This window comes from Pseudomonas sp. FP818 (genome assembly GCF_030687335.1).
Classification (GTDB): Bacteria; Pseudomonadota; Gammaproteobacteria; order Pseudomonadales; family Pseudomonadaceae; genus Aquipseudomonas; species Aquipseudomonas shahriarae.
In genome coordinates, this window is record NZ_CP117427.1 from 5284149 (window position 1) to 5295868 (window position 11720).

Below are 11720 nucleotides of genomic sequence, written 5' to 3' on the forward strand. Positions count from 1 at the left end.
CCACCCGCCTGGCCTGCCGAATGAGGCAGGCCAGCATTACCCCCCTGAAAAGTGACAAGGATGCCTGCATGAGCGACAACCGTTTCAAGATTGTGTTTGATGGAGCCTTGCTCCCGGGTGTCGAAAGCACCACCGCCAAGCTGAACCTGGCCGAATTGTTCAAAAGCGAAGTCGAGGCGATCGAAAAGCTCTTCACCGGGCGTCCAGTCGCCCTCAAGCGCGACCTGTCTCGCCCCGATGCCGAAACCTACCTGGCCGCCCTGAAAAACGCCGGGGTGGATGCGCGCATCGAAGCTGAACAGCCTGTGGCTTTCAACCTGGCTGAAACCCACGAGACCGACTCCGGCGCCTCCGATTTTTCGCGCCCGGCCACCTCGCCGTATGCACCACCGCGCGCAGCCGTGGGGGATGACCTTCCAGAGTTTTCCACCCTCAACGTGTTCACCGTCAACGGCCGTATCGGGCGCCTGCGTTTCCTGGCCTGGACCCTGGTCCTGAGCCTGGCGCTGTTCGCCATCGTGGGCGCCTTGTTCACCGTGGGCGTGGGTATTGCCGCGGCATCTCCCACTGCGGCGATCATCATTGGTTCACTGCTTGGTCTGGTCTTGCTCGTGGCATCGGTGTGGATGAGCGTCCTGATCACCGTGCAGCGCCTGCATGACCTGGGCTGGTCCGGCTGGTTATGGTTCCTGAACCTGGTGCCGATCGTGGGCAGCATTTTCCCGATCCTGTTGATCGTGCTGCCCGGCAATGCAGGCGCCAACCAATATGGTGCACCACCGCCACGCAACTCGACCGCAGTAAAGGTCCTGGCCACCCTGTGGCTGGCGATGCTCCCATTGATATTCGCCGCCGCAGTGATGCTGGCCATGGGCGGTTACCTGGACCAGCTCGAAACCAGCGTGGACAGTGGCTACGAAAGCAGCTCCATGTCCACCGATGAAGAAGCTGACCAGAGCGTCATCGCCGGTGAAGAAGATGTGCAAAGTGCTGACGATGCGGCCGAACCTGTAGACTCTCCGCAAGAATGAAGAAACGCCCCACGCCTGTGACGCATCTGTCGCAGGCGCGGTGGCGTTGCGATGGAGAAATGCATGACCCGTTACGCTCTGATCACCGGTGCCTCCAGTGGCATCGGCCTGGCCTTGGCCGAAGCACTGGCCCGTCGCGGCCGCAGCTTGATTCTGGTGGCCCGCCAGCGTGATCAGTTGGAAAGTATTGCCATAGAGCTGACCCAACGTTTTGGCGTCGAGGTGCTGTTCCGCGCCTGTGACCTGGGCGAGCCACTGCGCCTGTCCGGGTTCCTGCTGGAGCTGGAAGAAGGCGAGCGGCAGATCGACTTGCTGGTCAACTGTGCCGGTATTGGCACCAGCGGCCCATTCCTGGCCCAGGACTGGATGACCGAGCAGGACCTGATCGAAGTCAACATCCTCGCCCTGACCCGCCTGTGCCATGCGCTGGGTAACTCCATGGCCTTGCACGGTGGTGGGCAGATTCTTAACGTCGCCTCCGTCGCGGCCTTCCAGCCGGGGCCATGGATGAGTACCTACTACGCCAGCAAGGCCTATGTACTGCACTTCTCCGAAGGTCTGCGCGAAGAGCTGAAAAGCTGTGGTATCAAGGTCTCAGTGCTCTGCCCCGGCCCGACCCGCACTGCCTTCTTCGGCACCGCACAGATGGACACCGCCAAGCTGGACCGTCAGCAGCTGATGAGCCCGGAAGAAGTGGCGCTGCACACCGTACGAGCCCTGGCAAAGAACAAAGCGATCATTGTTCCCGGTCGCCGTAACCGCTGGCTGGCGTTCAGCCCACGCTTGAGCCCACGCTGGTTGACCCGCAAGATTGCCGGCGCGATCAACAAGGCCTATTGCCCGCGTTGACCTGCTGGGTACACTCACCCTGCACTTTCATAATGGAGAAACAGCTGTGGATACTCTGTTCACCAAGATCATCAACAGAGAAATACCCGCGAGGATTATCTACGAGGATGACCAGGTCCTGGCCTTCCACGATATTGCGCCAATGGCCCCCGTGCATTTCCTGGTGATTCCGAAAAAGCCGATCCGTACCCTCAACGACCTGACGGAAGAAGACAAAGGCCTGGCTGGACACATCCTGTTCACCGCCCAGCGCCTGGCCGTAGAACAAGGCTGTGAAAAAGGCTTTCGCGTGGTGATGAACTGCAATGAAGATGGCGGCCAGACCGTCTATCACATTCATATGCATGTACTGGGTCAACGCCAGATGAACTGGCCACCCGGCTGAAACCCGCCATTGCAGGAGCCGGCTTGCCGGCTCCTGCAAGAAGCATGACCCAGCGCAAACGCACGCCCCTCTCTTGCGGTAAACTGACCGCCGAGATTTTTCCCGGAGGTCAGCATGACTACCCAACGTCACTACTCGCCGATTGACCGACTGTTGCTGCAGGCCGACACAGCCATGCGCACACTGCTGCCCTTCAGCGGCCAGCCGTATCGCCCGTCACCTGCCATCGTGCAACCCGAAGCACAAATGAGCGAAACGGATACCCGTCATGTCGCCGGCCTGATGCGCATCAACCATACCGGCGAAGTCTGTGCCCAGGCGCTCTACCAGGGCCAGGCCCTGACCGCCAAGCTGCCGCAAGTACGCGCAGCCATGGAGCACGCGGCCGAGGAAGAAATCGACCACTTGGCCTGGTGTGAACAACGTATCCGCCAATTGGGCAGCCACCCCAGTGTGCTCAACCCACTGTTTTATGGTCTGTCGTTTGGCATCGGCGCCGCTGCCGGCTTGATCAGCGACAAGGTCAGCCTGGGTTTTGTCGCCGCGACCGAACATCAGGTGTGCAAACACCTGGATGAGCACCTGGAGCAACTACCGGCCGAGGATGAAAAGTCCCGGGCGATTCTTGAGCAGATGCGTATCGACGAGGAACACCACGCAGAAAGTGCGCTGGATGCCGGCGGTTTCCGCTTCCCGGCGCCGGTGAGGTTTGGCATGAGCCTGATGGCCAAGGTCATGACCAAAAGCACCTACCGAATCTGAGCTGCAAAAAAGGGCGCTTGCAAAGCGCCCTTTCTTTTTGTCATAAGGTCCTGCGATCAGCCCAACTCAATGATCTCGTAATCATGGGTAATGGCCACACCTGCCGCGCCGAGCATGATCGAAGCCGAGCAGTACTTCTCCGCCGACAGCTCGATGGCCCGCTTGACCTGCGCTTCCTTCAGCGCACGCCCCTTGACCACAAAATGCATATGGATCTTGGTGAACACCTTCGGGTCTTCAGTCGCGCGCTCGGCTTCCAAAAAGGCTTCGCAGCTTTCCACCGCCTGGCGCGACTTCTTCAAGATGCTGACCACATCGAAGTTGCTGCAACCGCCCACGCCGAGCAGGAGCATTTCCATGGGCCGTACACCCAGATTGCGGCCACCGGCTTCCGGCGGGCCATCCATGACCACCACATGGCCACTGCCCGACTCACCGAGGAACATGGCTTCGCCCGCCCATTGGATGCGTGCCTTCATCGCCCAGACTCCACTGCTAAAAAAGGGGCGCCAGCTTATCACAGGCCCCCGCAAGCGCAGTGTTCTGCCCAAATACGTTCAACAGCAGACTTTGATAGGTAAATTCCCTGATCGAGTCAGAATGTGTCTGTTAAGCTGACGCCAAATCTATGGCGCATTGCCATCCTCCGGATGGATCCGCTCTATAAAAATACCAGCCCAACCACACCGTGCAGTCTTTTCGGGATACAACCATGGTTGCTATTACCCCCATACCCAAGATCAAGAACCTCGATAAGTTACTGACCCATTGTCAGCGGCAACGCTATCCGGCCAAGCAGAACATCATCTGCGCCGGGGAACGCTCGGAAACCCTGTTTTTCATTATCAAAGGTTCGGTCACGATCCTGATCGAGGATGACGACGGTCGCGAAATGATCATCGCCTATCTCAATACCGGTGATTTCTTCGGTGAGCTGGGCCTGTTTGAACAAGCGGGGAAAGAACAGGAGCGCAGCGCCTGGGTGCGGGCGAAGATTGAGTGTGAGGTCGCAGAAATCAGCTATGCGAAATTTCGCGAACTGGCCCAACAAGATCCGGACATCCTTTATGCCCTGAGCGGCCAGATTGCCCAGCGCTTGCGCAACACCACGCGCAAAGTCGGTGACCTGGCGTTCTTCGACGTCACCGGGCGCGTCGCCCGCTGCTTGCTGGAACTGTGCAAGCAGCCGGATGCCATGACCCATCCAGACGGCATGCAGATCAAGGTTACGCGCCAGGAAATCGGCCGGATTGTCGGTTGCTCACGGGAGATGGTCGGTCGAGTGCTCAAGGATCTGGAAGAGCGCAACCTGGTGCACGTCAAAGGCAAGACGATGGTGGTGTTCGGCACTCGCTAGTGCGCAAACACCTGTGCCAGCATCTGCCGGTATAAACCGTCGAGGCGGCTGATGGCATCCGGCGCAGCAAAGGCTTCATGCAGGGCGATATGGCTGTCGGCACGCACCCGCTGCTCGAGGCCGCACGCCTGATTGAAGCGATTGACCGCTGCAATCAGTTCCTCACGATGGTTCTCCAGCAACAATGCGCCATGCACCAGGCCTACCGGGCGCCCGCCACTCTGGCGCCAGCGCTGGGCAGTACCGACCATCTTGCGTCCGTTGAGATTGACGTTATAGCGGCCATCGCAAAAGGCCCCGTCGATTTCGCCCACAGAGGCATCGCCGCCCAACTCGGTCAGCAAGTCGCAAATGGGCTGGCACAGGCGCAGGTAGCCGGTCTCGATGCGACCCTGGTCGCCTTCGCTACGGGGCGGCGCGTAGACCAGTGCGATATTCACCGTCGCCGCAGACTGCGGCACTGGCTCCCCCCCTGTTTCCCGCAGCAATACCGGCCAACCGTGGGCGGCCGATACCTGACTGGCGCTTTCAAACGCGGGCAGGCGACTCAGACGGCGAGGCATCACCAGTGCCTGGTCGCTGGGCTGCCAGAACAGCAGGCCGAAGGATTGTTCACCCGCGCAGACGGCGGCCAGCAAGTCCTGCTCGGCGGCAAGGCCTGCTTCAACGGTCATCGCTACGGGTTGGATCATCGAACACCTACCTTTCTGAATAAACACAAAAAAATGTGGGAGCTGGCTTGCCGGCGATGCTGTCGCCTCGGTGTCTCTGTTGCACCGAGGTGATGCTATCGCAGGCAAGCCAGCTCCCACAGTGTCCGCGTTTCACATCAATCCAGTGTCGAACCACTGATCGGTAGACCACGCTCCGGGAAAAACAGGCGCTGCAACTCCGCCCCTGGATTCTCCGCACGCATAAAGGTCTCGCCGACCAGGAACGAATACACGTCGCTGATTTCCATCAACTCCACATCCGCACGGTTGACGATCCCGCTCTCGGTAATCACCAGGCGGTCACGAGGAATGCGCGGCAGCAGGTCCAGGGTGGTTTCCAGGTTGACATCAAAGGTGTGCAGGTTGCGGTTGTTGACCCCAACCAGTCGTGTGTCGAGGGTTTTCAGCGCGCGCTCCAGTTCGTCACCGTCATGGACCTCGACCAGCACATCCAGGCCCACGCCTTTGGCAACCGCCGCCAACTCGGCCATCTGCACGTCGTCCAGCGCCGAAACGATCAGCAGCACGCAATCCGCGCCCAACGCCCGGGCCTCGACGATCTGGTACGGGTCGATCATGAAGTCCTTGCGGATCACCGGCAACTTGCACGCGGCGCGGGCTTGTTGCAGGTAAGCGTCGGAACCCTGGAAATAGTCGATATCGGTCAACACCGAAAGGCAAGTTGCCCCGCCCTTCTCATAGCTGGCAGCAATCTCTGCCGGCACGAAGTTCTCGCGGATCACGCCTTTGCTCGGCGAGGCCTTTTTGATCTCGGCGATCACCGCTGGCTGCTTGAGCCTGGCCTGGGTGATCAGGGCATTGGCAAAGCCGCGGGGTGCATCGGCGCTTTTTGCCAGGTTTTCCAACTCGGCCAGGCTCACCCGTGCGCGGCGTTCGGCCACTTCTTCAACTTTGCGGGCGAGGATGTTTTCCAGAACTGTTGGCACGCTCATCCTTCATTCTCCATCTTGAATACGGCCGTGAATGCTCCCAGCTCTTCGAGCTTTTCGCGAGCCAGACCCGTATGCAGCGCATCGTGGGCCAAGGCGACACCTTCTGTAAGACTATAGGCGTGATCGGCTGCATAAAGTGCCGCGCCAGCATTCAGAACAATCATCTCTGCCGCTTTCTGACCGTTCTCGGTCTTGCGACGCCCCAGGGCATCGCGAATCAATTCAAGGGACGCCGCCGGGCTTTCTACCGCCAGGCCATGCAGGCTCTGGCTCTTCATGCCGAGGTCTTCTGGCTCGACCCAATATTCGGTGACCTGATCGTTCTTCAGCTCGGCCACAAAGGTTGGGGCCGCCAGGCTGAATTCGTCCAGGCCATCCTTGGAGTGCACCACTAGCACGTGTTTGCTGCCCAGGCGCTGCAGGACTTCGGCCAATGGCCGGCACAGCGCCTGGCTGAACACGCCCACCACCTGATGCTTCACACCGGCCGGATTCGTAAGCGGGCCAAGCATGTTGAACAGGGTACGCAGGCCAAGGTCCTTGCGCGGGCCCGCGGCGTGTTTCATCGCCCCATGGTGGGACTGGGCAAACATAAAGCCGATACCGACGTTGTCGATGCAGCGCGCCACCTGCACCGGGGTCAGGTTCAGGTAGATCCCCGCCGCTTCCAGCAGATCGGCACTGCCGCTCTTGCCCGATACCGCGCGGTTGCCGTGCTTGGCCACGGTGCAGCCGGCAGCGGCTACGACAAAGGATGATGCCGTCGAAACGTTGAAAATATTCGCACCGTCACCGCCGGTGCCGACCACATCGACCACGCCGTCGAGGGTCTTGAGTTCGACCTTGTCCGCCAGTTCACGCATCACCGAGACGGCGCCGACGATTTCGTCGATGCTCTCGCTCTTCATGCGCATGGCCATCATAAAGGCGCCAATCTGCGCATCGGTGCATTGGCCGGTCATGATTTCGCGCATGACATCGCTCATTTCAGCGGTGCTCAGGTCCAGATGGCCGACGATACGGCTCAGGGCAGTCTTGATATCCATGGAAAGTCCTTAGCGCGTGCCGCCGCTCTGCTTGAGAAAGTTGGCGAACAGCTCGTAGCCCTGCTCGGTCAGAATTGATTCAGGGTGAAACTGCACCCCTTCGACATTCAGTGTCTTGTGCCGCAGGCCCATGATCTCGTCGACCGAGCCGTCTTCCAGCTGGGTCCAGGCCGTCAGTTCCAGGCATTCGGGCAAGGTCTCGCGCTTGACCACCAGTGAGTGGTAACGGGTCACCGTCACCGGCAGGTTCAAGCCCTGGAACACACCTTGATCATTATGGAACACCGGGCTGGTCTTGCCGTGCATCACCTGGCGGGCACGCACCACGTCGCCGCCAAATGCCTGGCCGATGGACTGGTGGCCCAGGCAAACCCCGAGAATCGGCAGCTTGCCGGCGAAAAAACGGATGGCTTCCAGGGAGATACCCGCCTCGGTCGGCGTGCAGGGGCCTGGGGAAACCACGATACGCTCCGGGTTCAGGGCAGCAATCTGCGCCACCGTCATTTCATCGTTGCGCACCACCTTGACCTCGGCACCGAGCTCGCCCAGGTATTGCACAACGTTGTAGGTAAAGGAGTCGTAGTTATCAATCATCAGCAACATGTGGGTTCAAACCTCTTGAATTCACTGATTTCGAATGACCGCCTTCCAGGAGCGTGACCCGCTGCCAGACGCACGTTCCGGTTGCCAGGGTCAGCCGGCAAGGGGCGTCGAACAAAGGGTGAAGAAGGCAAATCGGTACAGGTCCGGCCGGGCCGGCAGAGAAAATTCAGGCGCGCCAACGCCAACGGGCGTGTGCCTTGACTACTCGCATCAAGAGTTTGCTGATGATCAACACGGGGAGGGTCTCATTCATACGTTCCCGCACAGTAACGTAGCCTCGCCAGCGGTGCAATATAGAGCAGCAAATACGGGGGGCATGACGAAGGTTTTGTAAGAAAAAACGATTTTCCTCACAGAAAACTCCCTCTACATTGCTAGTGTTTCACTTCCGATACAAAAACAATCATATGGAATCCCTATGCTCAGACCATCTTTTGTTGCGCCCCTTGCCGGATGCCTCCTGGCACTGGCCTGCGCGCAGGCGTTTGCAGCACCGTCACCTTATTCAACCATGGTGGTTTTTGGCGATAGCCTGGCGGACGCCGGCCAGTTCCCCGATGGTGTGTCCGGTGCCACCCTGCGTTTTACCAACCGTACCGGCCCCACATTCCAGGGTGACTACGGCCTGGTTTCATCGACCCTGCTGGGCTCCAAACTGGGTGTAGCGCCAAACGACCTGAACGCCTCCACCTCACCGGTTCGCGCCGCGCAAGGCTTGCCTGACGGCAATAACTGGGCGGTCGGCGGCTACCGTACCGACAACATCCTGGATTCCATCACCTCAGTCTCCGACACGGCGATCCCCCCCGGCAATGCGGGCGCGGGCACTATTTTACGCAGTCGCCAGGGTTATCTACCGGCAAACGGTGGGCGGGCCGACCCCAACGCGCTGTATTTTCTGTCCGGTGGCGGTAATGACTTCCTGCAACAGCGCGTCCTCAGTCCAGGCCAAGCCGTTGCCGCAGGCGGGCGCCTGGCCGACAGCGCCCAGGCTCTGCAACAAGCCGGTGCGCGCTACATCATGGTGTGGATGCTGCCCGACCTGGGCCTGACACCCGCCATCAACGGCACGCCGCAGCAGGCTGGGACGTCCGCCCTGAGCACTATTTTCAACCAGGCACTGGTACAGCGCCTGTCGCAGATCGACGCCCAGATCATCCCGTTGAATATTCCACTGCTGTTGCAGGAAACCTTCGCCGACCCAGGCCGATTTGGCCTGGCGACCGGGCAGAACCTTACCGGCACCTGCTTCACTGGCAACAGTTGCACCGCCAACCCGACGTATGGCATCGGCGGCACCCAGCCGGACCCGACCAAGCTGATCTACAACGACTCGGTCCACCCCACCGTCGCCGGGCAACGCTTGATTGCCGACTATGCCTACTCGCTGCTCGCCGCCCCCTGGGAGCTGAGCCTGCTGCCAGAAATGGCCCAAGGCACCCTGCGCGCCCATCAGGATGAGCTGCGTAACCAGTGGCAGGCGGACAACGGCAACTGGCAAGCCGTCGGCCAATGGCGCGCAATTGTCGCCGGTGGTGGTCAGCGCCTGGACTTCGACGGTCAAGGCAGCTCGGCCAGTGGCGACGGCAGTGGCTACAACCTGAATGTCGGCGGCAGCTATCGTCTCGACGACAGCTGGCGCGTAGGTGTCGCGGCCGGGCTGTATCGCCAGACTCTCGAAGCAGGCGCCAGCGACTCGGACTACAAGCTCAACAGCTACATGGGCAGCGCATTCGCGCAGTATCAGCACAATCACTGGTGGGCCGATGCCGCGCTGACCGGCGGCCGGCTGGACTTCGACAGCCTCAAGCGCAAGTTCGCCCTGGGCGTCAGCGAAGGCTCAGAAAAAGGTGACACCGACGGCTGGCTCTGGGCCTTGAGCGGCCGCGTAGGCTATGACATTGCCGGGGTCGGCAGCGATTGGCACCTGTCGCCGTTCATCAGCGCCGACTATGCGCGAATCGAAGTCGATGGCTACTCGGAAAAAGGCAGCCGCTCCACCGCGCTGACCTTTGCCGACCAGCAACGCGACTCCAAACGCCTGGGCGTTGGCCTGCAGGGCAGCTACCGCGTCACCCCGCAAACCCAGGTTTTTGGCGAAGTGGCTCACGAGCATGAGTTCGAAAATGACACCCAAAAGGTGAATATTTCGCTCAACAGCGTGCAGGGGATCGGCTTCGAACTCGACGGCTACACCCCTCGCAGCAATTCGGATCGCTTGAGTCTCGGGGTCAGCCACAAGCTCACCCAGGAGTTGGCACTGCGCGCGGCGTATAACGTGAGGAAGGATGACAGCCTGACCCAGCAAGGGGTCAGTGTCGGAGTGAGCCTGGATTTCTAATACGGCCTTAAAAACAACATAAAACCCATGTGGGAGCGGGCTTGCCCGCGATAGCGGTGGTTCAGTCACTACATCGGTGACTGACAGACCGCCATCGCGGGCAAGCCCGCTCCCACACAAGCCCAACCCCACATTTAGATCGGGATCGACCGTCAGTCTTGCGGGGTCTGCTCGGCCAATGCCACCGCACGGAACATCGCCCGGCGCTTGTTCAGGGTTTCTTCCCACTCAAGGGCCGGCACCGAGTCGGCGACAATCCCGCCGCCCGCCTGCACATGCAGTTCGCCGTCCTTGATCACCGCCGTGCGGATCGCAATGGCCGTGTCCATGTTGCCATTCCACGCGAAATAACCCACGGCGCCGCCGTAGACCCCACGCTTGACCGGCTCCAGCTCGTCGATGATTTCCATCGCACGAATCTTCGGGGCGCCGGACAAGGTGCCCGCCGGCAGAATTGCGCGCAGCGCGTCCATCGCCGTCAGGCCGGCCTTCAGCTCGCCGGTGACGTTGGACACAATGTGCATCACGTTGGAATAACGCTCGATCACCATCTTCTCGGTGAGCTTCACCGAGCCGATTTCCGAAACGCGTCCGGTGTCGTTACGCCCCAGGTCGATGAGCATCAAGTGCTCGGCGATTTCCTTGTCGTCGGACAGCAGGTCTTCTTCAAGTGCCAGGTCGGCCTCTTCGGTCGCGCCACGGGGGCGCGTGCCGGCAATCGGCCGCACGGTGATCAGGTTGTCTTCGACGCGCACCAGCACTTCCGGCGAGCTGCCCACTACGTGGAAGTCGCCAAAGTTGAAGAAGTACATGTACGGCGTCGGGTTGAAGCAGCGCAGCGCCCGGTACAAGTCGATGGGCGCCGCCTTGAAGTCGATGGACATCCGCTGCGACGGCACCACTTGCATGCAGTCACCGGCGAGGATGTATTGCTTGATGGTATCGACCGCGCGCTCGTAGTCATCCTGGGTAAAGCTGGAGCGAAACACCGGATCGGCCGCCGGCGGACGGCTGAGGTCCAGGCCGCGACGCGGGGTGATCGGCTGGCGCAGCTTGTCCAGCAGCGCTTCGAGGCTGGCCTGGCCTTGCTCGAACGCATCGGCCTGGGCCGGGTCGGCGAGCACAATCGCGTGCATCTTGCCGGCCAGGTTGTCGAACACCACCACCGCGTCGGAAACCATCAGCAGGATGTCCGGCACACCCAACGGGTCGGGGTTCGGGCATTTGCCCAGGCGTTGCTCCACGTAACGCACGCAGTCGTAGCCGAAATACCCCACGAGGCCGCCATTGAAACGCGGCAAACCAGCAATGGTTGGCACGTTGTAGCGCGCCTTGAAGGCTTCGACGAAGGCCAGCGGGTCTTGCACATCGTGGCTTTCGATCTCGACGCCATCATGGGTGATGCTGACGTGATGGTCATGCACCCGCAGGACCGTGCGGCACGGCAGGCCAATGATCGAGTAACGGCCCCACTTTTCGCCGCCCTGCACCGATTCCAGCAGATAGGAATTGGGCTCGTCGGCCAGTTTCAGGTAGATCGACAGCGGCGTATCGAAGTCGGCCAGGGTTTCCCGGGCCATGGGGATGCGGTTGTAGCCGGCAGCGGCCAAACGCAGGAATTCTTCGCGGATCATGGGGTGCCTCGTGGCGTGAGGGTCTAACAGTCAGGTATGCAAACGT

The 11720-nt window shown here is 60.6% G+C and carries 12 protein-coding genes; 6 read left to right on the top strand and 6 right to left on the bottom strand.

Annotated features, from left to right (window positions below; translation table 11 throughout):
- The first annotated feature begins 68 nt into the window (after positions 1–68).
- The 4 genes from PSH80_RS24140 (at position 69) to coq7 (ending at position 3027) form a co-directional block, all read left to right on the top strand.
- Entirely contained in the window at positions 69–1031 is a 963-nt protein-coding gene (locus PSH80_RS24140; RefSeq protein ID WP_057440335.1) for a DUF805 domain-containing protein, read from the top strand.
- A 63-nt stretch (positions 1032–1094) separates the two neighbouring features.
- Entirely contained in the window at positions 1095–1880 is a 786-nt protein-coding gene (locus PSH80_RS24145; RefSeq protein ID WP_057440334.1) for an SDR family oxidoreductase, read from the top strand.
- 46 nt (positions 1881–1926) lie between these two features.
- Positions 1927–2265, top strand: a complete 339-nt coding sequence (locus tag PSH80_RS24150; protein ID WP_032858506.1) for a histidine triad nucleotide-binding protein — start codon at positions 1927–1929, stop codon at positions 2263–2265.
- A gap of 114 nt (positions 2266–2379) precedes the next feature.
- Positions 2380–3027, top strand: coding sequence for a 2-polyprenyl-3-methyl-6-methoxy-1,4-benzoquinone monooxygenase (gene coq7, locus PSH80_RS24155; RefSeq protein WP_029296753.1), 648 nt, complete (start codon positions 2380–2382; stop codon positions 3025–3027).
- A 56-nt stretch (positions 3028–3083) separates the two neighbouring features.
- Here the strand turns inward: coq7 and PSH80_RS24160 are convergent, their stop codons facing one another.
- Positions 3084–3506, bottom strand: a complete 423-nt coding sequence (locus tag PSH80_RS24160) for an OsmC family protein (RefSeq protein WP_005792019.1) — start codon at positions 3504–3506, stop codon at positions 3084–3086.
- 233 nt (positions 3507–3739) lie between these two features.
- Between PSH80_RS24160 and crp the strand changes: the two genes are divergently transcribed.
- A complete protein-coding gene (crp, locus tag PSH80_RS24165) occupies positions 3740–4384 on the top strand; it encodes a cAMP-activated global transcriptional regulator CRP (RefSeq protein WP_057440333.1) in 645 nt (214 codons plus the stop codon).
- On the opposite strand, the gene PSH80_RS24170 is transcribed toward crp, so the two are convergent.
- From PSH80_RS24170 to PSH80_RS24185, 4 genes are all read right to left on the bottom strand, one after another.
- Positions 4381–5076 carry a lipoate--protein ligase family protein gene (locus tag PSH80_RS24170; RefSeq protein ID WP_198818291.1) on the bottom strand — a complete coding sequence of 232 codons (696 nt, stop codon included), beginning with the start codon at positions 5074–5076 and terminating at the stop codon, positions 4381–4383. The genes crp and PSH80_RS24170 overlap by 4 nt on opposite strands.
- A gap of 137 nt (positions 5077–5213) precedes the next feature.
- Positions 5214–6050, bottom strand: a complete 837-nt coding sequence (gene trpC, locus PSH80_RS24175; protein WP_057440331.1) for an indole-3-glycerol phosphate synthase TrpC — start codon at positions 6048–6050, stop codon at positions 5214–5216.
- The gene (trpD, locus tag PSH80_RS24180) at positions 6047–7096 is read right to left on the bottom strand and encodes an anthranilate phosphoribosyltransferase (protein WP_032858515.1); all 1050 of its coding nucleotides are present in this window, start codon (positions 7094–7096) and stop codon (positions 6047–6049) included. The genes trpC and trpD overlap by 4 nt, the downstream gene beginning before the upstream one ends.
- Positions 7097–7105: 9 nt before the next feature.
- Positions 7106–7699 carry an aminodeoxychorismate/anthranilate synthase component II gene (locus tag PSH80_RS24185; protein ID WP_057440330.1) on the bottom strand — a complete coding sequence of 198 codons (594 nt, stop codon included), beginning with the start codon at positions 7697–7699 and terminating at the stop codon, positions 7106–7108.
- 418 nt (positions 7700–8117) lie between these two features.
- On the opposite strand from PSH80_RS24185, the gene estP reads away from it, so the two are divergent.
- Positions 8118–10040 carry an esterase EstP gene (gene estP, locus PSH80_RS24190; RefSeq protein WP_305418550.1) on the top strand — a complete coding sequence of 641 codons (1923 nt, stop codon included), beginning with the start codon at positions 8118–8120 and terminating at the stop codon, positions 10038–10040.
- 152 nt (positions 10041–10192) lie between these two features.
- On the opposite strand, the gene trpE is transcribed toward estP, so the two are convergent.
- Positions 10193–11674 carry an anthranilate synthase component I gene (gene trpE / locus PSH80_RS24195; RefSeq protein WP_169960154.1) on the bottom strand — a complete coding sequence of 494 codons (1482 nt, stop codon included), beginning with the start codon at positions 11672–11674 and terminating at the stop codon, positions 10193–10195.
- Positions 11675–11720: the final 46 nt, after the last annotated feature.